The 22,753-nt window shown below is 64.0% G+C and carries 26 protein-coding genes; 12 read left to right on the top strand and 14 right to left on the bottom strand.

Annotated elements, in window-relative coordinates:
* Window positions 1–10: 10 nt before the first annotated feature.
* Window positions 11–217 carry a heavy-metal-associated domain-containing protein gene (locus tag E1N52_RS15090; protein WP_133183554.1) on the bottom strand — a complete coding sequence of 69 codons (207 nt, stop codon included), beginning with the start codon at window positions 215–217 and terminating at the stop codon, window positions 11–13.
* A 162-nt stretch (window positions 218–379) separates the two neighbouring features.
* On the opposite strand from E1N52_RS15090, the gene cueR reads away from it, so the two are divergent.
* From cueR to E1N52_RS15075, 3 genes are all read left to right on the top strand, one after another.
* A complete protein-coding gene (gene cueR, locus E1N52_RS15085; RefSeq protein WP_133183553.1) occupies window positions 380–805 on the top strand; it encodes a Cu(I)-responsive transcriptional regulator in 426 nt (141 codons plus the stop codon).
* Window positions 806–1,102: 297 nt separating this feature from the next.
* Window positions 1,103–1,252, top strand: coding sequence for a DUF3563 family protein (locus tag E1N52_RS15080; RefSeq protein ID WP_083245111.1), 150 nt, complete (start codon window positions 1,103–1,105; stop codon window positions 1,250–1,252).
* 183 nt (window positions 1,253–1,435) lie between these two features.
* Window positions 1,436–1,825, top strand: a complete 390-nt coding sequence (locus E1N52_RS15075) for a hypothetical protein (protein ID WP_205965617.1) — start codon at window positions 1,436–1,438, stop codon at window positions 1,823–1,825.
* Window positions 1,826–1,854: 29 nt separating this feature from the next.
* Here E1N52_RS15075 and E1N52_RS15070 read toward each other — a convergent pair whose 3' ends face one another.
* Both E1N52_RS15070 and E1N52_RS15065 read right to left on the bottom strand, forming a co-directional pair.
* Window positions 1,855–2,700, bottom strand: coding sequence for a 23S rRNA (adenine(2030)-N(6))-methyltransferase RlmJ (locus E1N52_RS15070; protein WP_133183552.1), 846 nt, complete (start codon window positions 2,698–2,700; stop codon window positions 1,855–1,857).
* 195 nt (window positions 2,701–2,895) lie between these two features.
* On the bottom strand, window positions 2,896–3,867 hold the full coding sequence (locus E1N52_RS15065) for a potassium channel beta subunit family protein (protein ID WP_133183551.1): 972 nt from the start codon (window positions 3,865–3,867) through the stop codon (window positions 2,896–2,898).
* Window positions 3,868–4,128: 261 nt separating this feature from the next.
* On the opposite strand from E1N52_RS15065, the gene E1N52_RS15060 reads away from it, so the two are divergent.
* Together E1N52_RS15060 and E1N52_RS15055 are read left to right on the top strand one after the other, a co-directional pair.
* Entirely contained in the window at window positions 4,129–4,932 is an 804-nt protein-coding gene (locus tag E1N52_RS15060; RefSeq protein ID WP_133183550.1) for a 3-hydroxybutyrate dehydrogenase, read from the top strand.
* Window positions 4,933–4,961: 29 nt separating this feature from the next.
* Window positions 4,962–6,242, top strand: coding sequence for a DUF3734 domain-containing protein (locus tag E1N52_RS15055; protein WP_133183549.1), 1,281 nt, complete (start codon window positions 4,962–4,964; stop codon window positions 6,240–6,242).
* Between the two features lie 123 nt (window positions 6,243–6,365).
* Here E1N52_RS15055 and E1N52_RS15050 read toward each other — a convergent pair whose 3' ends face one another.
* Window positions 6,366–7,565, bottom strand: coding sequence for an amino acid aminotransferase (locus tag E1N52_RS15050; RefSeq protein ID WP_133183548.1), 1,200 nt, complete (start codon window positions 7,563–7,565; stop codon window positions 6,366–6,368).
* A gap of 345 nt (window positions 7,566–7,910) precedes the next feature.
* On the opposite strand from E1N52_RS15050, the gene uvrB reads away from it, so the two are divergent.
* From uvrB to E1N52_RS15020, 6 genes are all read left to right on the top strand, one after another.
* On the top strand, window positions 7,911–9,992 hold the full coding sequence (gene uvrB / locus E1N52_RS15045; RefSeq protein WP_133183547.1) for an excinuclease ABC subunit UvrB: 2,082 nt from the start codon (window positions 7,911–7,913) through the stop codon (window positions 9,990–9,992).
* 306 nt (window positions 9,993–10,298) lie between these two features.
* Complete coding sequence (locus E1N52_RS15040) at window positions 10,299–10,847, top strand: iron transporter (RefSeq protein ID WP_133183546.1); 549 nt, start codon at window positions 10,299–10,301, stop codon at window positions 10,845–10,847.
* A 91-nt stretch (window positions 10,848–10,938) separates the two neighbouring features.
* The gene (locus E1N52_RS15035; protein ID WP_425468067.1) at window positions 10,939–11,283 is read left to right on the top strand and encodes a cupredoxin domain-containing protein; all 345 of its coding nucleotides are present in this window, start codon (window positions 10,939–10,941) and stop codon (window positions 11,281–11,283) included.
* A gap of 52 nt (window positions 11,284–11,335) precedes the next feature.
* Window positions 11,336–12,181 (top strand): FTR1 family iron permease, encoded by an 846-nt coding sequence (locus tag E1N52_RS15030; protein ID WP_133183544.1) that lies wholly within the window; start codon window positions 11,336–11,338, stop codon window positions 12,179–12,181.
* Window positions 12,178–13,605, top strand: a complete 1,428-nt coding sequence (locus tag E1N52_RS15025) for a 4Fe-4S binding protein (RefSeq protein WP_133183543.1) — start codon at window positions 12,178–12,180, stop codon at window positions 13,603–13,605. The genes E1N52_RS15030 and E1N52_RS15025 overlap by 4 nt, the downstream gene beginning before the upstream one ends.
* Window positions 13,606–13,747: 142 nt before the next feature.
* Window positions 13,748–14,155 (top strand): GlcG/HbpS family heme-binding protein, encoded by a 408-nt coding sequence (locus E1N52_RS15020; RefSeq protein WP_133183542.1) that lies wholly within the window; start codon window positions 13,748–13,750, stop codon window positions 14,153–14,155.
* A gap of 277 nt (window positions 14,156–14,432) precedes the next feature.
* On the opposite strand, the gene hemP is transcribed toward E1N52_RS15020, so the two are convergent.
* The 4 genes from hemP to E1N52_RS15000 form a co-directional block, all read right to left on the bottom strand.
* Complete coding sequence (hemP, locus tag E1N52_RS15015) at window positions 14,433–14,693, bottom strand: hemin uptake protein HemP (protein WP_133183541.1); 261 nt, start codon at window positions 14,691–14,693, stop codon at window positions 14,433–14,435.
* 174 nt (window positions 14,694–14,867) lie between these two features.
* Window positions 14,868–15,353 carry an SRPBCC family protein gene (locus E1N52_RS15010; protein WP_133183540.1) on the bottom strand — a complete coding sequence of 162 codons (486 nt, stop codon included), beginning with the start codon at window positions 15,351–15,353 and terminating at the stop codon, window positions 14,868–14,870.
* Window positions 15,354–15,391: 38 nt separating this feature from the next.
* Window positions 15,392–15,790 (bottom strand): OsmC family protein, encoded by a 399-nt coding sequence (locus E1N52_RS15005; protein WP_133183539.1) that lies wholly within the window; start codon window positions 15,788–15,790, stop codon window positions 15,392–15,394.
* Window positions 15,791–15,927: 137 nt separating this feature from the next.
* Window positions 15,928–16,809, bottom strand: a complete 882-nt coding sequence (locus E1N52_RS15000; protein WP_133183538.1) for a pirin family protein — start codon at window positions 16,807–16,809, stop codon at window positions 15,928–15,930.
* A gap of 121 nt (window positions 16,810–16,930) precedes the next feature.
* Here E1N52_RS15000 and E1N52_RS14995 point away from each other — a divergent pair, with 121 nt between their 5' ends.
* Window positions 16,931–17,971, top strand: a complete 1,041-nt coding sequence (locus E1N52_RS14995; RefSeq protein ID WP_246089073.1) for a LysR family transcriptional regulator — start codon at window positions 16,931–16,933, stop codon at window positions 17,969–17,971.
* Window positions 17,972–18,388: 417 nt separating this feature from the next.
* On the opposite strand, the gene E1N52_RS14990 is transcribed toward E1N52_RS14995, so the two are convergent.
* The 6 genes from E1N52_RS14990 to bfr all read right to left on the bottom strand — a co-directional run bounded on the left by E1N52_RS14990 (window position 18,389) and on the right by bfr (window position 22,670).
* Complete coding sequence (locus tag E1N52_RS14990; protein WP_133183537.1) at window positions 18,389–18,808, bottom strand: ExbD/TolR family protein; 420 nt, start codon at window positions 18,806–18,808, stop codon at window positions 18,389–18,391.
* 18 nt (window positions 18,809–18,826) lie between these two features.
* Complete coding sequence (locus E1N52_RS14985) at window positions 18,827–19,573, bottom strand: MotA/TolQ/ExbB proton channel family protein (protein ID WP_133183536.1); 747 nt, start codon at window positions 19,571–19,573, stop codon at window positions 18,827–18,829.
* A gap of 47 nt (window positions 19,574–19,620) precedes the next feature.
* Window positions 19,621–20,352: an energy transducer TonB gene (locus tag E1N52_RS14980; RefSeq protein ID WP_133183535.1), complete on the bottom strand. Its 732-nt coding sequence runs from the start codon at window positions 20,350–20,352 to the stop codon at window positions 19,621–19,623.
* Between the two features lie 288 nt (window positions 20,353–20,640).
* Window positions 20,641–20,895, bottom strand: a complete 255-nt coding sequence (locus E1N52_RS14975; protein WP_028208420.1) for a (2Fe-2S)-binding protein — start codon at window positions 20,893–20,895, stop codon at window positions 20,641–20,643.
* 364 nt (window positions 20,896–21,259) lie between these two features.
* Window positions 21,260–22,120, bottom strand: a complete 861-nt coding sequence (gene murI / locus E1N52_RS14970; RefSeq protein ID WP_246089072.1) for a glutamate racemase — start codon at window positions 22,118–22,120, stop codon at window positions 21,260–21,262.
* Window positions 22,121–22,190: 70 nt separating this feature from the next.
* Window positions 22,191–22,670 (bottom strand): bacterioferritin, encoded by a 480-nt coding sequence (gene bfr, locus E1N52_RS14965; RefSeq protein ID WP_110857464.1) that lies wholly within the window; start codon window positions 22,668–22,670, stop codon window positions 22,191–22,193.
* Window positions 22,671–22,753 lie beyond the last annotated feature (83 nt).

Below are 22,753 nucleotides of genomic sequence, written 5' to 3'. Positions count from 1 at the left end.
GCTCGGCCCGTCAGACGTTGGCCGTGCCGACGACGGTGTAGCCGGCTTCGTCGATCGCCGACTTCAGGACTTCGGCGCTCTGGTTCGATTCGACCTTCACGCGGCCGGCGGCCAGATCGATCTCGACCCGGGCTTGCGCGTCGTGTTCGTGGATCGCGCGCGTGACGGCGCCGACGCAGTGCTGGCAGCTCATGCCTTCGACGTTGAACTGGATCATCGTGTGTTCCTTTTTCAGAGATTGAGGCTTGTTACTACTCGATATGAGGCCGTCGGCGGATTATGCCAGCGGGGACCGGATGTCGCGCTGGACCTTCCCATCGTGGGAAGGTGTACGATCAGAACATTGATCAAACGATCGAGCAGACAGCGGGAGAACGGCGTGAACATCGGAGAAGCGGCGCGCGAATCGGGCGTCACGGCAAAAATGATCCGGTACTACGAAAGCGTCGGGCTGCTGGCGCCCAAAGGGCGTACGGAGTCCGGCTACCGCGTCTATGGCGCGGAGGAAGTGCATTCGCTGCGCTTCATCCGCCAGGCGCGCCGGCTTGGCTTTCTGGTAGAGGACATCCGGCGCCTGCTGGCGCTCTGGCACGACCGCTCCCGTGCGAGCGCCGAGGTCAAGTCGATCGCGCTCGAACATGTCGCCGAACTCGACCAGCGCATCGCCGAACTGTCCCAGATGCGCGACACGCTCGCCCACCTGGCCTCGCATTGTCAGGGCAACGACCGGCCCGACTGCCCGATCATCGAACGGCTTGCCGACGTCGCCACGACGGACTGCCACGAGCCCGGCCACGCGCACTGAACGCAGGTGCAACCGCGGCGGGCAAATTGACGCAACCACGTCGGCTATGTGCACCGTATTGGTGCGTCTTGCCGTGATTGCCGCCAAGCGTCTGTAAAGTCGCTGGAAAATGTATCGATAAAACATGATGTTGCCGATTCGCGTTCCAAGGTCATTCCAAAATGGAATGCACAGTATTCGGGCAATTCACTAGCAAAGTTCGGTGCAACCGTTATAATGCGGGTTATCCCTAATGAGGGTTATCCCTGATGCGACTTCACCGGGGATCGCCGAACCGAATCCTTGGAGCACACCATCATGTTTGCATTCCTTCTTGAAAAGCTGAGCAACTGGTTTGAAACTGCTGAACGTCGTCGCCGCGAAGCGTATCTCGCATCGTCGGCCGATATCGTCCAGCTCGAGCAGCGCCTTCGTTCGATCGAAACGAACGGCTACAACTCGCTGTAAGCCAGCTTTGACCGGGCTTCAGTCCGGCTAGCGCAGCAGTGTCTCAAGCCCCGCATTGGCGGGGCTTTGTCATTTCTGCACCGCCGATGGAACAGAGTCTGAGCCTTCCCACCGGGGTAAGGTAAAGTCTTTTTGCGACAAGCCGTCATAGCAATGGTGTCGCTTTCTCTCCGGGGGCCGTTCATGGTGCAAGACCGCATTTCCCACCGCACGCCTGTGCTGCCTCGCCGCGCATTGCGTCGTTTTTCTGTTGCCCGTGCTGGCCTGATCGTTATCGTCATGGCGTGCGCCAGCGCCGGCGCGCATGCCGGGCAGCCGCTCATTCTGGATACACAAAGAGGGATCAGCGACGGCCAACCGGGCCTGGTGCTGCAAAACGCGCCGCTCTCGCACGAGCCGATGGTTCAGACGGCGCAACCGGCGGGTCTCGCGCCGGATTCGTCGCAGCCGTATGTCGTCGCGCCGTACGTGGAAGTGCAGCAGGGCGGCGGGCGGCCGACACCGCCGCGGCCGCCACGCCCCCCTCATCGCCCAAACCCGCCGCTTCCCCAGCCGCTACCGTCCGGGCAGTGAGCCCGCTCGCGCGGAGTTGAGTGTGCTGCTCAGTCGCCGCGCGACTCGATCTTGAATTGCGCTCCGGCGTCCTGGCCGAGCGTTTTCACGAGCCATGGCAGCGCCTCTTTCATTGCCGCTTCGAGCGTGTAGGGCGGGTTCAGGATGAACATGCCGCTGCCGTAAAGGCCGAACCCGTCTTCGGGCGGGTTGCTCACCGAAAACGTGAGGTGCAGCCAGTTCTTGTTCTGCAGGCGCTTGAGCTGCTCCGGGAAGCGCTGCGATTCGGGACGCGTGACCTGCGGATACCAGACCGCATAGGTGCCGTTCGCGAAGCGCTTGAGACTTTCCTCGACGCACGTCAGCGTGCGCGCGTAGTCGCGCTTGTCCTCGAAAGACGGGTCGATCAGCACGAGCGCCCGGCGCGGCGGCGGGGGCAGGAGCGCCTTGATGCCGTCGAAGCCGTCGCCTGCGTAGATCATCACGCGGCGGCCCGCGTCGTGGAAGCGGTGGCGCAGCACGTCAATTTCCGTGCTGTGCAATTCGAAGAGCCGCATGCGGTCCTGCTCGCGCATGAGACGCCACGCGAGATAGGGCGAGCCGGGGTAGAAGCGCAACTCACCGTCGGGGTTCAACGCCGCCACTTCGTCGACGTACTCCGAGAGCGCCGCAGGCAGGTCGTTGCGGCCCCACAGCTTGCCGATGCCCGTATCGAACTCGGCGTTCTTCGTCGCGTAGCCTTCGCGCAACGCATAGGCGCCGGCGCCCGCGTGGGTGTCGATGTACCAGTACGCCTTGTCCTTCTTGCCGAGGTAATGCAGCAGCTGCACGACGACAGCGTGTTTCAGGACGTCGGCGTGATTGCCGGCGTGGAAGGCGTGACGGTAGCTCAGCATGATGGGCGGGACACGAGGTCCGGTGAAAACGGGGAAGACGGCAGCGGCGGCGCGATGACTGCGCCGCCTGCGAGGCCGCGTATTGTACGCCACCGCAATACGTGAGCCGCAGCACGCTGTCCGCCTGGCTACGCTCGCGCGTGAGCCTGCCCCAAGGTTTCGGGCGCGCCGCGCCTTCCGGGCATGCGCGCTACGTCAGTCGTAAGCGTCGCCGACGATCGCTTCGATCTGCGCCTTGATGTCGGGCGTGATCTTTTCCGCTACGTCGCGCGCCTTCATGTTTTCGCCGATCTGCTCGATGCGCGAGGCCCCGGTGATGACCGTGCTCACGCGCGGATTCTTCAGGATCCACGCGAGCGCCAGCTGCCCCACCGAACAGTCGAGTTGTTTCGCGAACTCGGCGAGTTTGCCGACGATCTCGTTCTTGTCGGGGTCGGTGACGTTCTTGCGCAGCCAGTCGTAGCCCTGCAGTTCCGCGCGGCTGCCCGACGGCACGCCGCCGCGATACTTGCCGGTGAGCAGACCCGAGGCGAGCGGGCTCCACGTGGTGAGGCCGAGGCCGATGTCCTCGTAGAGCCGGCGGTATTCGTCTTCCACGCGCGTGCGGTGGAACAGGTTGTATTGGGGCTGCTCCATGACCGGCTTGTGCAGGTGATGGCGTTCCGCGATTTCCCACGCGGCGCGGATTTCGTCGGCGCTCCACTCCGAGGTGCCCCAGTAGAGCGCCTTGCCGCGCGTGATCATGTCGCTCATCGCCCAGACGGTTTCTTCGACCGGCGTATTCGGGTCGGGGCGGTGGCAGAACACGAGATCGACGTACTCGAGTTGCAGCCGCTTGAGCGAGCCGTCGATGGCGTCCATGAGGTACTTGCGGTTGAGCGTGTGGTACTGGTTGGGCGCTTCGTTCAAGCCCCAGTAGAACTTGGTCGAGACCACATAGCTCACGCGCGGCCATGCGAGCTCTTTGAGCGCCTGGCCCATGAGCTCTTCGGACTTGCCGCCGGCGTAGGCCTCGGCGTTGTCGAAGAAGTTGATGCCCGCGTCGCGCGCCGCTGCGAGCGATTCGCGCGCGAGCCTGGCGTCGACCTGGTTGCCGTAGGTGACCCACGAGCCGATGGACAGTTCGCTTACCTGCAGGCCTGAGCGGCCCAGTCGCCGATAGTTCATGAACGCCTCCTTGTGAGCCGATAAAGCTAGCACGACTTGGCCGTTGCTGCTGAAAGGGCTTGCGCCACGCGCCGCGCCTTGCAGTGCGGCGAAAATCTCTTTTGCCTGTCGTGCTCGATGCTTCGACGAGGCGCCTTCATGCACAATAGCCTGGTTGGCCGCGACGCAACATCCGGCCGGATGGCATAAGCCATTCGTCAGGTTTGACGGCGCGCGCTCCGAGGTTTCATCCTGTCCCGTTCACTCAACTGGAGGTGCCCGATGTCGTCTCTCTCTCTGAACACGAAGCTCGATGGCAAGGTTGCAGTCGTTACCGGCGCGGCCAGCGGCATTGGCAAGCAGATCGCCCTCACGCTCGCACAAGCGGGTGCCGCGGTTGCCATCGCCGACCTGAACCAGAGCGGCGCGGACGCCGTAGCCGAAGAGATCAAGGGTGCAGGCGGCAAGGCCATCGGCGTCGCCATGGACGTCACCAATGAAGATGCCGTGAATCAGGGCATCGACCGTGTTGGCTCCGAACTCGGCCCGGTCGACATCCTCATCTCGAACGCGGGCATCCAGATCGTGAACCCGATCGAGAACTACGCGTTCTCCGACTGGAAGAAGATGCAAGCCATCCACGTGGACGGCGCGTTCCTCACCACCAAGGCGGTGCTCAAGCACATGTACAAGGACGACCGCGGCGGCGTCGTGATCTACATGGGTTCGGTGCACTCGCACGAAGCGTCGCCGCTGAAGTCGGCCTATGTCGCGGCCAAGCACGCGCTGCTCGGCCTTGCGCGCGTGCTCGCCAAGGAAGGCGGCAAGCACAACGTGCGCTCGCATGTGGTGTGTCCGGGCTTCGTGCGCACGCCGCTCGTGGAAAAGCAGATTCCCGAGCAGGCGAAGGAACTCGGCATCTCCGAGGAAGAAGTCGTCAAGCGCGTGATGCTCGGCGGCACGGTGGACGGCATTTTCACGACCGTCGAGGATGTCGCGCAAACCGTGCTGTTCCTCTCGGCGTTCCCGAGCGCTGCGTTCACTGGCCAGTCTTTCGTGGTGAGCCACGGCTGGTTCATGCAATAACGCAAACATCGGGCGCAGGAGGCGCGGCAATGGCGCAACGCAAGAAGGGGCAGGTCCAGTCGAGCGCAGTCGACGACGAGGTCGGCGCGCATACCGGCGCGCATGTCGGGAACGCACCGCAGGGGAACGCACCGCAGCCGCACATTTCGCAGTGCGGCGCGGAGGCCAAAGAGTGGGAAACCATCGCGCTCACGCTGCAGGGGGGCGGTGCGCTCGGCGCGTATCAGGCGGGCGTGTATGAAGGGCTCGTCGAGGCCGGCATCGCGCCCAACTGGATCGCGGGTATCTCGATCGGCGCGCTCAATACGGCCATCATCGCGGGCAATGCGCCCGAACATCGCGTGGCGCGGCTGCGCGAGTTCTGGGAGACGATCTGCCAGCCTGCCTTCAGCTTCCCGTTGCCGTCCTTCGTCGAGCACGCGCTCTTCAATTCGAACGCCGCCGTGCGCAAGACCTTCACGGCCATGCAGGCGGCAGGCGCGATCGTGGAAGGGCAGAAGGGCTTTTTCGTGCCGCGCTTTCCGCCGCCGCTGCCCAACGGATCGGGTTCGCCCGAAACGGCGAGCTATTACGACACGAAGCCGCTCAAGGCCACACTGGAGCGCTTGTGCGACTTCGAGCGCATCAACTCGGGTGAAACGCGCGTGTCAGTGGGCGCGGTCAACGTGGGCAGCGGCAACTTCGTCTATTTCGACAACAAGACCACGACGCTGCGTCCCGAGCATTTCATCGCCTCGGGCGCGCTGCCGCCCGGCTTCGCGGCGGTGGAGATCGACGGCGAGTACTACTGGGACGGCGGTCTGATGTCGAACACGCCGCTCTACGAGGTGATCCAGACCACGCCGCGGCGCGACACGCTCGCGTTCCAGGTCGATCTCTGGAGCGCGCGCGGGCCGGTTCCCGACAACCTCATCGACGTGCAGGGCCGCGTGAAGGACATTCAGTACTCGAGCCGCACGCGCCTCGTGACCGATATCCTGCAGCGCTCGCAGCGTTACCGGCATGTGCTGCGCGAGGTTCTCGACCGCGTCGCGCCTGAGCATCGCAACGACCCGTGGGTCGCGCTGGCGGACGAGCTTTCGTGCTCGAAGAAGTACAACGTGATCCACCTCATCTACCGGCAGAAGGAATACGAGGGCCACTTCAAGGACTACCAGTTCGGCCTCTCGACCATGCACGAGCATTGGGCCAGCGGATTGCAGGACATCCGCGCCTCGCTTGCGCAGCCGGGCTGGCTCGAGAAGCCGGACAACGACTCGGGCTTCGTCACGCACGATATCCATCGCGATTCGCGAGGCCACGGCGGCTGATACGTGCCGGGAGGTTTTCCGCAATCCTCGCCAAAGAAAAAGGCGTCCGTTCGAAAGAACGGACGCCTTTTTTGTCGCGCCAGCAAGCCGCTTCGCAGCGGCCTGTCTTGCTGACGAACGAACTTACTTCAGCACTTGTGCGACTGCGCTCGCCACGACGTCGAGGTTGCGCGAGTTCAGCGCAGCCACGCAGATGCGGCCCGTGCTCACGGCATAGATGCCGAATTCTTCGCGCAGGCGGTCGACCTGGGCAGCGGTCAGGCCCGAGTACGAGAACATGCCGCGCTGCACGTTGATGAAGTTGAAGTCGCGGTCCACGCCGGCGGCCGTGAGGCGCTCGACGAGGCCCGTGCGCATCGCGCGGATGCGATTGCGCATTTCGCCGAGTTCCGCTTCCCACATCGTGCGCAGGTCGGCCGAGCCGAGCACGGCTGCGACCACCGAGCCGCCGTGCGTCGGCGGGTTCGAGTAGTTCGTGCGGATCACGCGCTTGAGTTGCGAGAGCACGCGCGCCGACTCTTCCTTGCTGCTCGTGAGGATCGACAGCGCGCCCACGCGCTCGCCGTACAGCGAGAACGACTTCGAGAACGACGACGAGACGAACACGTTGAGTTCCGAAGCGGCGAAGAGGCGCACGACTTCGCCGTCTTCCGCGATGCCGTCGCCGAAGCCTTGATAGGCGATGTCGAGGAACGGCACCAGGCCGCGCGCCTTGACGGCTTCGATGACCTGCTTCCACTGGTCGATCGTGAGGTCCACGCCGGTCGGGTTGTGGCAGCACGCGTGCAGCACGATGACGGTGCCGGCGGCGTAGCCGTTCAGCGCGCTCAGCATGCCTTCGAAGTTCACGCCGTTGGTCTGCGCGTCGTAGTACGGGTACGCGACGACTTCGAAGCCTGCGCTTTCGAAGAGGGCGCGATGGTTTTCCCAGCTCGGGTCGCTGATCGCGACCTTGCTGTTCGGGTTCACGCGCTTGAGGAAGTCCGCGCCGATCTTGAGCGCACCCGTGCCGCCGAGTGCTTGCGCCGTCACGACACGGCCCGCGGCGATCAGCGGCGAGTCGTCGCCGAGCAGCAGCTTTTGCACCGCGGCGTCGTAGGCAGCCAGACCTTCGATCGGCAGATAGCCGCGCGGCAGGCCGGCTTCCACGCGGGCCTTTTCTGCTTCGCGCACTGCGCGCAGCAGCGGAATCTTGCCTTCCTCATTGGTGTACACGCCCACGCCGAGGTTCACCTTGGTCGCGCGCGCATCGGCGTTATAGGCTTCGTTCAGACCCAGGATCGGGTCGCGGGGGGCGAGTTCGACAGCGGAAAAGAGGGACATGATCGTTCGGCAAAAGTGAAGGAAGATCGGTTGGGCCACATGCTGCACCGGCCACGGAACTCGCTATTGTAACGAATCCTCAAGCCGGATTTCCGCGGATTTGCCATTCCCTGCGCCGCTTTCAGGGCTATTTCCGGCACGATTGGGCGATTTCTGCCGCACGGCCGCTTCGCTCTTGCCGCCTGTTGACGCTCGCCGCCGCCGGTGGCCCTTGCAGTGCCGCCCGCCGCACCCCATCTAGCGTTCAGACCGCCCAGGTCCACCCAGACCCTCCCAGGCTCGCCCCCCGGCAAGATCCGGCGAGACGCTAAAATAGTTGTTTGCTCCGCGCACAGGATGCCCCCCATGTCCGACCACCCCGTCGCCGACGCACCCGCGCTCGACGAGTCGAAATTCATCCAGTACGAAGGCTCGCCGTTTCAGCTTTACCAGCCGTACCCGCCGGCCGGCGACCAGCCTACGGCCATCGAAACGCTCGTGGAAGGCGTGGAAGACGGCCTCTCGTTCCAGACGCTGCTCGGCGTGACGGGCTCGGGCAAGACCTACACGATGGCGAACACCATCGCGCGCCTCGGCCGTCCGGCCATCGTGTTCGCGCCGAACAAGACGCTCGCCGCACAGCTCTACGCCGAATTCCGCGAGTTCTTTCCGCGCAACGCCGTCGAGTACTTCGTCTCGTACTACGACTACTACCAGCCGGAAGCCTATGTGCCGCAGCGCGATCTCTTCATCGAGAAGGATTCGTCGATCAACGAGCACATCGAGCAGATGCGGCTGTCGGCCACCAAGAGCCTGATGGAGCGGCGCGACGTGGTGATCGTCGCAACCGTCTCGGCGATTTACGGTATCGGCAATCCGTCCGAGTACCACCAGATGATTCTGACGCTGCGCCACGGCGACAAGCTCGGCCAGCGTGACGTTATCGCGCGCCTGATCGCCATGCAGTACACGCGCAACGAGCAGGACTTCCAGCGCGGCACCTTCCGCGTGCGCGGCGACACCATCGACATTTTTCCGGCCGAGCACGCCGAAATGGCCGTGCGCGTGGAACTGTTCGACGACGAAGTGGAGACGCTGCAGCTTTTCGATCCGCTCACGGGCCGTGTGCGCCAGAAGATTCCGCGCTTCACGGTGTATCCGTCGTCGCACTATGTGACGCCGCGCGAGACCGTTTTGCGCGCCGTCGAAACGATCAAGACGGAACTGCGCGACCGGCTGGAGTTCTTCCACACGGAAGGCAAGCTCGTGGAGGCGCAGCGCCTTGAACAGCGCACGCGCTTCGACCTGGAAATGCTTCAGGAGCTGGGCTTCTGCAAGGGCATCGAGAACTACTCGCGGCACTTTTCGGGCGCGCTGCCCGGTGAGCCGCCGCCCACGCTCGTCGATTACCTGCCGACCGACGCCATGATGTTCCTCGACGAGTCGCACGTGCTGATCGGCCAGTTCAACGGTATGTACAACGGTGACCGCGCGCGTAAGGAAAATCTCGTCGATTACGGCTTCCGGCTGCCTTCGGCGCTCGATAACCGGCCGCTGAAGTTCAACGAGTTCGAGCGCAAGATGCGCCAGGTGGTGTTCGTCTCCGCCACGCCCGCCGACTACGAGAAGAAGGTCACCGGCCAGATCGCCGAGCAGGTGGTGCGGCCAACGGGCCTCGTCGACCCGACGATCGAGGTGCGCCCGGCTTCCACGCAGGTGGACGACGTGCTCGGCGAGATCAACGAGCGCGTGGCGGTGGGCGAGCGCGTGCTGGTGACCACGCTCACCAAACGCATGGCCGAGCAGCTCACGGAGTTCCTGGCCGACCACGGCGTGAAGGTGCGTTATCTGCACAGCGACATCGACACGGTCGAGCGCGTGGAGATCATCCGCGACCTGCGTCTGGGCACGTTCGATGTGCTCGTGGGCATCAACCTGCTGCGCGAGGGCCTCGACATTCCCGAGGTCTCGCTCGTGGCGATTCTCGACGCCGACAAGGAAGGCTTCCTGCGCGCCGAGCGCTCGCTTATCCAGACGATCGGCCGCGCCGCGCGTAACGTGAACGGCAAGGCGATCCTCTACGGCGACCGCATCACCGACTCGATGCGCCGTGCCATCGACGAAACCGAGCGCCGCCGCGCCAAGCAGATGCTGTTCAACGAAGAGAACGGCATCGTGCCGCGCGGCGTCGTGAAGCGCATCAAGGACATCATCGACGGCGTCTACAACGTCGATGAAGCCCGCGCCGAGCTGCGCGAGGAGCAGGAGCGCGCGAAGTTCGAGGATATGTCCGAGAAGCAGATCGCGAAGGAAATCAAGAAGCTCGAAAAGCAGATGATGGACTACGCGAAAAACCTCGAATTCGAGAAGGCCGCACAGGCGCGTGACCAGCTCGCCGTGCTGCGCCAGCGTGTGTTCGGGGCGAACGTGGGCGACCATCCGATCTGACGGGCTTCGAGCGGGCTGTCCGCTCGGGAGCGCAGGGCGGCATGCACGCCGCTCTGCGCCCAGGATTGCTTCGATACCACTCCTGCTTCGCGGCTGCGGAACCATGCCGGAAACGCGTCCTAAGCCTGTGTTAACTAAGCGCTGCTAAAACCCTGTTCCACTGAGGCTTTTGGTGGCGCTGAATTTGTCCCTCATCTGCATCGGTGTTAAACTTCGGCATTATTGAGAATTGTTCGCATTAACTTTCTTATGTGCATGCGGCAGGCTCAGTGGGATGTAACCCTCATATAAAAACCAGGAGTTTCGATGCGGATTCACACTCTCTTGCGCGGCACTGCCGTCATCGCGGCCGCCACGGCGGCATTTGCTGCCAATGCGGCTGAATACCCGATCGGCAAGCAAGCCATCCAGGGCGGCATGGAAATCGGCGCGGTCTATCTGCAGCCGATCACGATGGAGCCGGAAGGCATGATGCGCAAGGCGTCGGATTCCGATATTCACCTCGAATCGGACATTCACGCGGTCAAGAACAACCCGACCGGCTTCGCCGAAGGCGACTGGATGCCGTATCTGCAAGTTCACTACGAACTCACGAAGCCGGGTTCGAGCTATGTGCAAAAGGGCGACCTGATGCCGATGGTCGCGAACGACGGCCCGCACTACGGTGACAACGTGAAGCTCGCCGGTCCCGGCAAGTACCACCTCAAGCTGATCGTGGACGCGCCGATGCAGACGGGCCACATGGCGTTCGGCCGTCACGTCGACAAGGAAACGGGCGTGGGTCCGTGGTTCAAGCCGATCACGCTGGAATACGATTTCCCGTTCGCGGGCATCGGCAAGAAGGGCGGCTACTAAGCCGTCGCGAGGCAGCTCGAGCGGCGGCGCGCATCTCGTGCAGCGTCGCCGCATGAATAGCAGCAAGGAGCAGGTAATACCAATGACTGGAATGCGGAAGTTTGCGGCGCTCGCGGCGAGCGCGTCTTTTGCGGTGTCGCTGGCGGGCGTGGCCACGATGGCGCATGCCGAAGATCTGCCCACGTTCAAGCTCGAAATGGCGGACGGCAAGCTCAACCCCGCGCGTATCGAAGTGCCGGCGGGCAAGCGCATCAAGATCGAGGTGCGCAATACGGGCAAGGGCGCGGCGGAGTTCGAGAGCGTTCAGCTGCGCAAGGAAAAGGTCCTGGCGCCGGGCGCGGACTCGTTCGTCGTGATCGCGCCGCTCGATCCGGGCGAGTACAAGTTTTTCGACGATTTCCATCAGCAGGCGCAAGGCGTGATTGTCGCCAAATGAGCATTGAGAAGTGAGGCCGCTGGCGTGTATCGCCGGTAGCAGGAGGTGTTGAATGGGTCAGGTGATGTTCATCGTATGGCGGGAGAGCGTCGAGGCGCTGCTCGTCGTCGGGATTCTTTATGCGTGGCTGAAAAACGGCGACGCGGATGCGCGGCGCGGCGTGCCGTACCTGTGGGGCGGCGTGGCGCTCGGTATTCTTGCCGCCATCGGCCTCGGCGCGGCGCTGGTCGGTTTTACCGAAGTGCTGTCGGGCGATGCGCAGGACTACTTCCAGACCGGCATGGTGCTGGTGGCGTGCGTGCTGATCGTGCAGATGGTGCTGTGGATGAAGCAGCATGGCCGCACGCTCAAACGCGAGATGGAAGAGTCGCTGGAAAAGAGCACGCAGGACGCGAACTGGTGGGGCGTGACGATTCTCGTTGCGCTTGCCATCGCGCGTGAGGGCAGCGAGACGGTGATCTTTCTCTACGGCCTCGGCTTCGGTCAGTCGGGTCATGTCGACGCGAGTCAGTATTTCGCGGTGCTGATCGGTCTCGCGCTTGCGTTCCTCACGTTCTATCTGCTGCAGCTGGGCGGCAAGATCTTCTCGTGGCGGCACTTCTTCCGCATCACGGAGATCATGCTGCTGTTCCTCGGCGCGGGTCTGTTCCAGACCGGCGTGGACAAGCTGATCGACAAGGAAATCCTGCCGACCATCGTCGACCAGGTGTGGAACTCCTCGGCGATCCTCGACGACTCGAGCACCTTCGGCTCGCTCGTCGCGACGCTCACGGGCTACCGCGCGCATCCGGCGCTCATGAACCTGATCGCCTATGCCGTGTACTGGCTCGTGGTGTGGTTCCTCGTGCGGCGCGCCACCGGCCGCGCGGGCGCGGTTGCGAAGAGGAAGGCAGCATGAGTTGTGCATCCGCTCGCCCGACGCAGGCAACGGGTCGCCCAGGCAAGCTCGCCCAGGCGGGCCAGTGGATGCAACGTAACGGCGCGGCGATCCGCGCCGTGCAGTGGGTCGTGGTCGCTGTCTACGCGTTCCTGATTCTCGTGCCGGCGGCGATGCCGCTGCCCGGCGACACGGCGCATCTGTGGAACAACCTCACGCTCGCTGCGCAGTTCGTGTTCTGGGGCATCTGGTGGCCGTTCGTGCTGCTCTCGATGGTGATGCTCGGCCGCGTGTGGTGCGGCGTGCTCTGCCCCGAAGGGGCGCTCACCGAGTTCGCCAGCAAGTTCGGCCGCGGCCGTGCCATTCCGCACTGGATGCGCTGGGGCGGCTGGCCTTTCGTGGCCTTCGGGCTCACCACGATCTACGGACAGATGGTGAGCGTCTACCAGTACCCCAAGGCGGTGTTGCTGGTGCTGGGCGGATCGACGCTCGGCGCGATGGTGATCGGCTTTCTGTACGGGCGCGAGAAGCGCGTCTGGTGCAAATATCTCTGCCCCGTGAACGGGGTTTTTGCGCTTTTGGCGCGTCTCGCGCCGTTTCGCTACAAGGTCGACGAAGACGCCTGGCGCAACTCCTACACGCACGGCGAGCACGGCGGGCATCGCGTGATTCCCGTGAATTGCGCGCCGCTCGTGCCGCTGCGCAACATGAAGGGCGCGGCGCAGTGCCACATGTGCGGGCGCTGCAGCGGTCACCGCGACGCCATCGCGCTTTCGTGGCGCTCGCCGGCGGAAGAAGTGGTCGAACTCGGCGACAGCCAGGCCAGCGCGTGGGACACGGCGCTGATTCTCTACGGCCTGCTCGGCGTGGCGATCGGCGCGTTCCACTGGACCGGCTCGCCGTGGTTCATCGGCATCAAGCAGTGGCTCGCGGGCTGGCTCATCGACCGCGACATCACCTGGCCGCTCGACACCAACGCGCCGTGGTTCCTGCTCACGCATTACCCGGCGCAGAACGACGTGTTCTCGTGGCTCGACGGCGCGATGATCGTCGGCTATATCGTCGCGACGGGGCTCGTCTATGGCACGGTGCTGCTCGCGATCCTTGCGGGCTCGGCTGCCGTGCTCGGGCGTTTCGAGATGCGGCGTCTGCATCACTTCGCGCAGTCGCTGATCCCGCTGGCGGGGGCGGGTGTGTTCCTCGGCCTGTCGGCCACGACGCTCTCGCTGCTGCGCGCGGAGCATGTGCCGCTCGACTGGGCCGCCGAAGTGCGCATTGCGATTCTCGTCATCACGAACCTCTGGAGCGCGTGGCTCGCCTGGCGCGTGACGGGGCGCTACAGCACGCGGTTCTGGCAGCGCGCGCTTGCGCTCGCGGGCTTCGCGCTCGCGCTCGCCGTGGTGGACAGCGCGTGGTGGCTCATGTTCTGGGGCTGGGTGCGCTGAGCCTGTTTCGGCGTTTCTTCATCTGCCGCTGATATAGGCGACATACGAGGGATCAGCGCGTCGCAGCGCAAGTCTGGGTGTTACTCTCAAAACCGGGTTGGCGATTTCGCCAAGCCCGGTTTTTGACTTTTCGGAGACACGCATGCGAACGCGAGCAGTACTGACCGATGAAGACGTGATCCGGGTAGCCGACGCAGCCGTCGCGCACGCCCGCTCGAACGAATGGAACGTGACGATCGCCATCGTCGACGATGGCGGCCATCTGCTGTATCTGCGCCGCCTCGATAGCGCCCCGCCCATCACCGCGGAGATCGCCGTGGCCAAGGCCCGCACCGCGTCGCTGGGCCGCCGCGAGAGCAAGGTGTACGAGGAAGTGATCAAGCAGGGCCGCACGGCGTTCCTGAGCGCGCCCCTCACCGGCATGCTGGAAGGCGGCGTCCCCGTGATCGTGAAGGGCGACGTCATTGGCGCGGTAGGGGTCTCGGGCGTGAAGTCCGATCAGGATGCCGCCATTGCGCGCGCGGGCATCGCAGCGCTCGGCGCGGAGTAGGCCCATCCACCGTCGCGCTCGACGACGCCAGAAAAAACAAAAGCCGCGGACGGATGCCGCGGCTCTTGCCTCGGGCGGCTCACGCTTCGCGCGCCGCCCCGATCTGGTATGAGAACAAAAAAATGGCGTGGCTTGCTTCGACGGCTGGCTTGAAGCTTGAAGGATGTCTGCACGAAGGGGTCTAGATCTCGCGTGCAAGCCGTCGTTGCTGGCTAATGCCCCAACGCCTCTCGGTGGAGGCGGTCCCCACAATACCCGGTTGAAAACTGCGTGAAACCTATTTCGTCAGGATCAGCTTGCCGAGCCGGGTGGCCCGCAGCTGATACGTTTCGCCGTTGTGCATGATGCTCACATGGCTGCGGCCTTGCAGCAGCGCCGCGCTATCCAGTTTCCTCTCGTCGCTTGCCGCGGCGGCTGCCGGCGCGGTGCTCTTGCGCGGCTTGGGCTCTGCGACGACGGGCTTCGGCCGCGCGCTGGTCAATGCCGAGCTGCCGTTGCGGCGCAGGCTTAGCGTGGAGGTGCGGTTCAGTTCGGTCATGAACGTGACGTCTTTGTCTCGATTCGATGGATGAATTCTAAATGATAATAGTTCGTATTTGCAACTACGAGATATTCATCGAAATCGAATGCCGATAGCCTGAGCCGAAGCGAGCCGTAGCGTGAATCGGCGCTTGCCGCGCCGCGCAGGGCGGGAGGGCAAGCGCCGGGGGCTTCAGTGCAGCGCGTTCGGCGCGCTGCCGTCACCCTGCACGAACTGGCGGATGAGGCGCACGGTGTCGATGTCCGACTCGCGATAGGCCGACTTCACGATCTCGGACGTCTGCCGGTCGTCCTCGGTATCGGCAGTCGGCAGCGTCGTGCGGTACTCGAAGCGCAGAAAGAGCTGTAGCGGATCGGGCTGTTCGATCGTCATCGTCAGCGAGCCGCCCACGTACTCGGCGGTCGCCATGATGTCGTAGCGCACGCTCTCGTTGGGCGTGAGCGTGACGCGATCGCGGACCGTGGCGTGGCCATAGTGCAACTCGCGCTCCATCGTGCTCTCGGTGCGCGAGAGGATCGTGCAGCTGTCTAGCCCGATCACGAAGAGCTGCGGCTGCTCGGCGCGCAGCACGAGCCCTTCCCAGAGCTGCTCGCGCGTCATGGCCTCCACGAGCGGGTTCAGCGGATCGTTGATCTGGATGAGGTGTTCGAAATTCAAGGCGGCGCCTTCCTGTGTCTGTGTCCGTGCGCCGCCGCTCAGGCGACGACGAGACCCGTGCGGATCGTGATCGTGTTCGTGAGAACCTTGTGGACCGGGCAGGCGTTGGCGATCTGCAGCAGGCGCTCGCGCTGCTCTTCGGTGAGCGCGCCTTCGAGCACGATCTGGCGGTCGATCTTCGTGCCTTCGCTGCCGGTTTCCATCGTGAGCTTCACGCGTACGCCTTCGAGCGGCCACTCCTTGCGCTGCGCATACATCTTCAGCGTGATGGAGGTGCAGGCGCCCAGGCTCGAGAGCAGGAGCGAGAAGGGCGACGGTCCGCGGTCGCCGCCGCCGAGGGAGGCGGGTTCGTCGGCGATCCAGGTGTGGGTGCCGTCGTCGAACTGGACCTGGTAGTTCGTCGAGCCAATGTGTGCGGTGACTGCGGGTTCGGCCATGCGCTCCTCGCGGGCGGGACGGTTAAAGAGGGACGGGCGCGCACCCTGCGATGCGCGCCCCAGAAACCTTATTGTGACGGAAAGCGGGCGGACCTGTAGCGATGCTTCGGAAACCCGCGTCGCTGCGCTGCCCGGTTTCAGTGAGCGATGCGCCCCATGCGCCCGGCCTGATAGTCGAGCACGGCCTGGCGGATCTCCTGCTCCGTGTTCATCACGAACGGGCCGTAGCGCACGACCGGCTCGTTCAGCGGCACGCCGCCGATCAACAGGACGCTGAGCGGACCGCTCGCGTCAGCCGGGGCGGCGAGCGTGACGGTGTCGCCGTCGCTCGCGAAGGTCACCATCTGCTGGGCATCGATGGCCTGAGCGTCGGGCCCGTACAGACCCGTGCCCGAGAGGCCGTACGCAAACACGCGATAGTCGCTCGGCACCGGCTGCTCCACGCGCGCGCCGGGCGCGAGCGTGAAGTGCTGGTAGAGGATGGGGGTGCGCGTTTCGATCGCGGCCTTCACGCCCAGCGCTTCGCCGGCGATCACCTTCACCGAGACGTTGCCGTCCTTCGAGCGGCCCACCGGAATCTGCTCCGTTGGCAGCTCCTGGTAGCGCGGCGCCATCATCTTGTCGCGCGCGGGCAGGTTCACCCACAACTGCAGGCCATGCATGCGGCCGCCCGTACGCGTGAATTCGGGGTCGGGCATTTCGCTGTGGATCACGCCCGCGCCGGCCGTCATCCATTGCACGTCGCCGGGGCGCAGCGTGCCCGAATGGCCCGCCGAGTCCTTGTGGCCGAAGCGGCCTTCGACCATATAGGTGACGGTTTCGAAGCCGCGGTGCGGATGGTCGGGCGCGCCCTTGGCCTCGCCGGGCGCGTAATCGACGGGGCCCATTTCGTCGAGCAACAGGAACGGATCGAAGTCCATCAACTGGCGGGTCGGGAACGGCCGATGGACGATGAATCCGCCACCCTCGGTGGTGCGAACCGCGGGATACACGCGTTCGATCGTACGGGTCGTGGTCATGGATATCACCTCGAATTGTGGGAATTGCGTTATATGCGAAACAAACCGCTATTATAGGTAGCCAATTTGGCCTGTTTTACGGCCTCATCGCAATGGATTGTCCCATCGCTGGAACGACGACATGAAAATCGATTCGCATAACCTCAACGACCTGATGTACTTTTCGCAGGTGATCGAGCATGGCGGCTTTTCCGCTGCGGAACGCGTGCTCGGCATCTCGAAGTCGCGTCTGTCGCGGCGGGTAAGCGAACTCGAGGCCTCGCTCGGCGTGCGCCTGTTACAGCGTTCCACGCGCAAGCTCGCGCTCACCGAAGCGGGCGAACTCTTCTACCAGCATTGCCGATCGATGCTCGCCGAAGCGCAGGCGGCGGTGAACGTCGTTCAGTCGCTGCGCTCGTCGCCGCGCGGCACGGTGCGCGTGAGCGTGCCCGTCACGCTTTCGCAGACGATCTTTTCGCAGGTCATTCCGGAATTCATGCATCGCTACCCCGAGGTGCGGGTGGTGATGCGCGTGACGAACCGCGTGATCGACCTGTTCGAAGACTCCGTGGATATTGCGCTGCGCGTGCGCTCGGAACCGCCACAGAACGCCAATATCGTGGTGCGTCCGCTGTGGCGCACCGAGCAGATGCTGGTGGGCGCGCCGAGCCTGCTCGCGCAGAACGCGCCGCCGCTCACGCCGGAAGACCTCGCGCGCTTCGAAACGCTCGATACGCCCACGGGCGACGGCCGCCACGTGTTCCAGCTCATCGCCCCCGATGGCACGCGCCACGCGCACGAACACGAGCCGCGCCTCATCACCGCGGACCTCACGACGATTCGTGAAGCGGCGCTGCAAGGCCTCGGCATCGCGGCATTACCGGAGATGATGTACGGTGCTGCACTGCGCTCGGGCAAGCTTTCACCAGTGATGCCGGGCTGGACGCTGCCGGTGCCGCAACTCTATGCGGTATTTCTCTCGCGCCAGGGCATGGTTCCGGCCGTGCGTGCCTTCGTCGATTACCTCGTGGAAGTGCTCGATGCCGATAAGGGCTTGCAGCAGGAATGTCCGCTGAAAAGCGACATCGCCGCGCTTGCGCCGAAAGCGGAAGGGCAGAGTGCACCCGCCGGGCAGGTTGGGCTGTCGCGCACAAAGAGCGCGAGCAGGATCGAAACTGCATGAAGCTTTGCGAACGTGCACGCGCGTGCGCTTGTATGAAACTTGAGTTTTCACGCAGTGCATTTTTGCGCAACGTATAGCGCCATTTGTTTTTAGGCATTCAAGCGTGAGCGGCCATCGCTACTTTCAATGGCCTAACTCTTGAAGGTGCGACTCGAGAGGAATATATTGGAGTCCTTCTCGCCAAGCACCGGTCTTGAGCGGGAATTGATGGCCGCTATCATAGTGGGCCTTCAGGGCCGAAAGCGCAGTCCGTGTTGCCCACGGCAGTCGCATGTGCCGGCGTGAACCGATCGATTGTCGGGGAGTCGCCGCCACCGCCCGAATGCGCCGCGTGCGCACGAAAAAAGGCCTTCATCTGACGATGAAGGCCTTTTACTTTGTACCGCTGAATTAAGCGTACTGCGCGCAGTATTGCGATCAGTGATGCGCAGGGTCGGTGACGAAGCCGAGCTTCGTGAGGCCGCCGCTTTGCGCCGCAGACATCACTTGCGCGACGCGTTCGTATTGCACCTTGCGGTCCGCGTTCAGATGGAGTTCCGGTTGCGGCGTGGTTTGCGCAGCGGCCGCGATCTTCTGGTTCAGCGCCGCGTCGTCGACCTGCGTGCCGTCCCACAGCACGGTGCCGTCCGCTTCGATCGAGATGTTGATCTGCGCGGGCTTCGTGTCTTCCTTCTGGCTGCTCGCATGCGGCAGATCGATCTTCACGGCGTGACGAATCACCGGAATCGTCACCATGAAAACGATCAGGAGAACCAACATGACGTCGACGAGCGGCGTCATGTTGATTTCGTTCATCAGGCCATCGTCGTCGTCGCTGGCAAAGGGGCTCATCGCCATGATGCTTGCCTCCGCTCTTTAGTGGCTACGTGCAGCGACACGCAGGTTGCTCGTGTTGCCGTCTTTTGCGCCGCCACGTGCGGTGGAGGTGAGGCGCGCGCCCGTCACGAAGAAGGCATGCAGGCCGTGCGCGAAGCGGTTGAGCTTCGTGACGATCGCCTTGTTGGCGCGGGTGAGGGCGTTGTAGCCGAGCACGGCGGGGATCGCGACGAAGAGGCCGAAGGCGGTCATGATGAGCGCTTCGCCAACGGGACCGGCCACGGCGTCGATCGAGGTTTGACCCGTCGCACCAATCGTAAGCAGTGCGTGATAGATGCCCCACACCGTGCCGAACAGGCCGACGAACGGCGCCGTGCTGCCGATCGAGGCGAGAATGGCGAGGCCGCTTTGCATCTTCGCGACGGATTCGTCCATCGTGTCCTTCAGGCAGCGCGTAACCCAGTCCGACACGTCCATGCGGTCGTGCAGATGCGGCTGCGTCTGGTGATGGTGATCGGCGGCTTCCTGGCCCGAAAGCGCAAGCGCGAGGAACGGGTTGTCTTCGCGCGAGCCGCTGCCGAGCTTCTTCACGCCGTCGGCGAGATCGTCCGAGTGCCAGAACTGCTGCTCTGCGTTCTTCGTGAGGCGTTTGAGGCGCGCGACATTCCAGCCTTTCACGACGATCACGCACCACGACAGCACCGACATGATCAACAGCGCGAGCGCGATGCCGCGTGTCACGAAATCCCCTTGCGCCCAGACGTGGGCGATACCGTAGTTCTGCATTCCTGATCCTCTTTATTCAATTCATGGAAGCGTGTGACTTCAGCCGGTCAATTGTTCAGGCTGAACTCGAATGGTTGCGTGTAGGCCGCGCGGACGGCTTCGCCGTTTTCCAGGTACGGCTTGCACGAGCTTTGACGCATCGCGTCGAGCGCGGCGTCGTCGAGGCGGGTGGAACCGCTCGTCTTCTTCAGCTCGATGTTCTCGATCTTGCCCGTGAGGCCCACGACGAAGTGCACGAATGCCGTGCCGGTTTCGCCGCGCCGGCGCGAGAGCGTTGGGTAGTCGGGCTGCACGATGCGGCAGTCGAGGTGCGAGACGTTCTTCGGCGCCGAGAGCGCCATGGTCGGCTTCGCGTCGGTGGCAGCCGCGGCTTGCGGAGCGGGAGCAGGCGGCGTGGGAGCGGGAGGCGTAGGCGCAGTGGGCGCGGCCGACTCGATTGCGTGCTGCGAGGGCGCTTCGGCCACGGGCAGCGGAGTTGGCTTGGGCTTGGGCTGAACCTTCGGCTTCTCGCGCGTCACGTGCGGGACCGGCTTCGGTGGAGGCGGCGTGGGCGTGGACTGAATCGCAGCGGGGGCGGCGACCGGCTCGGGCTTGAGCAGTTCGGCCGTCATCGTCTGCGACTGAAGCGCGACGGGCGTCACGGGTTCGCGCTTCATCAGCACGACGGCGATGAGCGCGGCGTGCAGCGCGATCACGATCGCGCTCGCGGTGACGACACGACGATTGACGCGAACGGAGGGAGACGACAGCGTGCCAGCGGTGGTTTGGAAAGCCTGCATGTTTAGCGTGGCTGCCATGCGGACGACAGCGCGCAGGCGAACCGGCGCGCTGTGTCGGGCAGCTTTATTTGCGAAAGATCAACAGCGAGATGCACAACGTCGTTACGAATCCGAGCAGCAATTCCATCACGACCTCCTTTGAGGGGTACGAGCGGTAGCTGGCTGGTCGGATGACGGGCTTGCTGTCGGCGGCGGTTTGATGTCCGCGGCGCGTGGCGCCTGAGGCGCCGCTGGCTAAGCGGGCGGACGGGGCGGGCGCGCATCGGTAGCCGGATGCGCGCCATGGCTTCAGGCAGCCTTGCGCTCGTAAAACGTGAGCGGAACCGCATGGGGGACCACGGCGGGGTGCGCCGGTTGCGTGACCCCGCAGCGGCTCGCACAGACACCGCTTTGCGCCATCACGTCACGAACGGATTCTTCGCACTTGCCGCAGCAGGTCGCGACGCCGAGCTCGAACTGCAGCTCGTCGAAAGAATCCATGCCTTCCTGGATGGAGGCGCGGATCGTCCGGTCGGAGACGGATTTGCAAACGCAGACAATCATGATGGACCGCAATAGAGAGAGTTAATGCGAATTATTATCATTATGTTTGCTGGGTTTGGCAAGCGGGTAGACGGATTTTTTGTAACAAAACCGGATGGTTAGCAGGGGTTTTGCTTTACGTCAGGAAAAGACGAGCCAAGGTGGGGCGCTCGTCAAGGCGTTTGACGAGCCGGCTAGAGCTTACCCGTTGCGTTACTGTCGGGAGGGTGGCGCATCGCCGCAGGAGCCAGCCGCGGGGCTTTTGACAGGAGCCAGACTGGACGAGGCAGGTGAGTCAGGTGCGCCGAAACGGGGTTGAAACGTCATCTCCCGGGCGAGGTGTGAATCGCAAACCTCAAATCGCGCCTGGTGTGGTGCCGGCGCGTCAGGCCGCGTTCGCTTCCAGCTCCCGCGTGCGGCGCGAGGGGATGACCACGCGCTCGACGTTGGCGTCGAGACCCAGCAGCGCTGCCGCCAGTTCGTGCAAGTGCGCACCGTCGCTCGTCGAGCAGAAGCGCATGTCGTCGCCGCCCGCGCCGGCAGGCTCGCCGCTCGCGCGCAGGCCGTGCTGGTCGAGCACACGTTCGAGCTGGCGCGCAATGGCGACGCTCGTGTCGACGAGCGTCATGCGTTCGCCGACGATCGAGCGGATCGCCGTGTCGAGAAACGGGTAGTGCGTGCAGCCGAGCACGAGCGTGTCCGCGCCCGCGTCGAGCATGGGCTCGACGTACGCGCGCAGCAGCGCCAGCAATTCCGCCGATCCGATGTCGCAGCGCTCCACGGCCTCCACGAGGCCATGGCCCGGCTGGCACAGCACACGCAGGTCGGCCGCGTGGCGTTCCACGAGCGCCTGAAAGCGCGCGCTGCGCAGCGTGACCTGGGTGGCGAGGACGCCGGCCACGCGCGATTTCGACACCAGCGCCGCCGGTTTGATCCCCGGCTCCACCCCGATGAGCGGGACGGAGAGCCGCTCGCGCACGAGCGCGATGGACTGCGCCGTGGCCGTATTGCAGGCCACCACCAGCGCCTTCGCACCCTGCGCCACGAGCCATTCGCAGATCGCGAGCGTGCGGTCCGCGATGAAGTCGTCGTCGCGCTGGCCGTAGGGGGCATAGCGCGAGTCGGCGGCATACACGAGCCGTTCCGCGGGCAGCAGCGCGCGCACGGCGCGCAGCACCGAGAGGCCGCCGAGGCCGGAGTCGAAGATACCGACGGGCGCAGCGCTGGAAGAGACCGGTAGGTTCACGGGAGTGGGCGCAAAAGGGTTGGGGCGCACCCGCAAGGCGGACGGATGCGCGCGGGCGCGAGGCGCGCGATCAGGATTCTACCGAACCCATGGCCGACTGCTGGTAATTCTGGATGCCGATCTTGCCGATGAGGTCGATCTGCGTTTCGAGCCAGTCGATGTGCTCTTCGGTGTCTTCGAGAATCGTCACGAAAATCTCGCGCGAAACGAAGTCGCGTACCGATTCGCAATAAACAATGGCTTCCTTGCAGGTGGACTGTGAAATCTGTTCGAGCTTCAAATCGCACTCGAGAATTTCCTTGGTTTCCTCGCCAATCAGCAGTTTATGCAGGTCCTGGAGGTTCGGCAGACCGTCGAGCATGAAAATACGCTCGATGAGCATATCGGCATGCTTCATTTCGCCGATCGATTCGTCGTATTCATGCTTGCCGAGTTTCTCGAGGCCCCAGTGCTTGTACATGCGGGCATGCAGGAAATACTGATTGATAGCCGTGAGCTCGTTCTTGAGCTGCGCGTTCAGATATTCGATGACCTTCTTGTCGCCTTGCATAGTCTTTCCTTTCTTTGTGGGGCGGTGACTGGTTTCCAACAATAAACGCTCAATACACAAAAGCCAAGGCCGAATACACGTTG

This window comes from Paraburkholderia guartelaensis, assembly GCF_004353905.1.
In the GTDB taxonomy this organism is placed as follows: Bacteria; Pseudomonadota; Gammaproteobacteria; order Burkholderiales; family Burkholderiaceae; genus Paraburkholderia; species Paraburkholderia guartelaensis.
The sequence above is the reverse complement of the archived record's forward strand: the minus strand, read 5'-3'. Positions and strand labels throughout refer to the sequence as shown.

Coding starts and splice junctions, on each gene's coding strand:
- E1N52_RS15090 (WP_133183554.1), bottom strand. CDS start 217: ATGATCCAGTTCAACGTCGAAGGCATGAGCTGCCAGCACTGCGTCGGC.
- E1N52_RS15080 (WP_083245111.1), top strand. CDS start 1,103: ATGTTTGCATTCCTTCTTGAAAAGCTGAGCAACTGGTTTGAAACTGCT.
- E1N52_RS15075 (WP_205965617.1), top strand. CDS start 1,436: ATGGTGCAAGACCGCATTTCCCACCGCACGCCTGTGCTGCCTCGCCGC.
- E1N52_RS15070 (WP_133183552.1), bottom strand. CDS start 2,700: ATGCTGAGCTACCGTCACGCCTTCCACGCCGGCAATCACGCCGACGTC.
- E1N52_RS15065 (WP_133183551.1), bottom strand. CDS start 3,867: ATGAACTATCGGCGACTGGGCCGCTCAGGCCTGCAGGTAAGCGAACTG.
- E1N52_RS15060 (WP_133183550.1), top strand. CDS start 4,129: ATGTCGTCTCTCTCTCTGAACACGAAGCTCGATGGCAAGGTTGCAGTC.
- E1N52_RS15055 (WP_133183549.1), top strand. CDS start 4,962: ATGGCGCAACGCAAGAAGGGGCAGGTCCAGTCGAGCGCAGTCGACGAC.
- E1N52_RS15050 (WP_133183548.1), bottom strand. CDS start 7,565: ATGTCCCTCTTTTCCGCTGTCGAACTCGCCCCCCGCGACCCGATCCTG.
- uvrB (WP_133183547.1), top strand. CDS start 7,911: ATGTCCGACCACCCCGTCGCCGACGCACCCGCGCTCGACGAGTCGAAA.
- E1N52_RS15040 (WP_133183546.1), top strand. CDS start 10,299: ATGCGGATTCACACTCTCTTGCGCGGCACTGCCGTCATCGCGGCCGCC.
- E1N52_RS15035 (WP_425468067.1), top strand. CDS start 10,939: ATGCGGAAGTTTGCGGCGCTCGCGGCGAGCGCGTCTTTTGCGGTGTCG.
- E1N52_RS15030 (WP_133183544.1), top strand. CDS start 11,336: ATGGGTCAGGTGATGTTCATCGTATGGCGGGAGAGCGTCGAGGCGCTG.
- E1N52_RS15025 (WP_133183543.1), top strand. CDS start 12,178: ATGAGTTGTGCATCCGCTCGCCCGACGCAGGCAACGGGTCGCCCAGGC.
- E1N52_RS15020 (WP_133183542.1), top strand. CDS start 13,748: ATGCGAACGCGAGCAGTACTGACCGATGAAGACGTGATCCGGGTAGCC.
- hemP (WP_133183541.1), bottom strand. CDS start 14,693: ATGACCGAACTGAACCGCACCTCCACGCTAAGCCTGCGCCGCAACGGC.
- E1N52_RS15005 (WP_133183539.1), bottom strand. CDS start 15,790: ATGGCCGAACCCGCAGTCACCGCACACATTGGCTCGACGAACTACCAG.
- E1N52_RS15000 (WP_133183538.1), bottom strand. CDS start 16,809: ATGACCACGACCCGTACGATCGAACGCGTGTATCCCGCGGTTCGCACC.
- E1N52_RS14995 (WP_246089073.1), top strand. CDS start 16,931: ATGAAAATCGATTCGCATAACCTCAACGACCTGATGTACTTTTCGCAG.
- E1N52_RS14990 (WP_133183537.1), bottom strand. CDS start 18,808: ATGGCGATGAGCCCCTTTGCCAGCGACGACGACGATGGCCTGATGAAC.
- E1N52_RS14985 (WP_133183536.1), bottom strand. CDS start 19,573: ATGCAGAACTACGGTATCGCCCACGTCTGGGCGCAAGGGGATTTCGTG.
- E1N52_RS14980 (WP_133183535.1), bottom strand. CDS start 20,352: ATGCAGGCTTTCCAAACCACCGCTGGCACGCTGTCGTCTCCCTCCGTT.
- E1N52_RS14975 (WP_028208420.1), bottom strand. CDS start 20,895: ATGATTGTCTGCGTTTGCAAATCCGTCTCCGACCGGACGATCCGCGCC.
- bfr (WP_110857464.1), bottom strand. CDS start 22,670: ATGCAAGGCGACAAGAAGGTCATCGAATATCTGAACGCGCAGCTCAAG.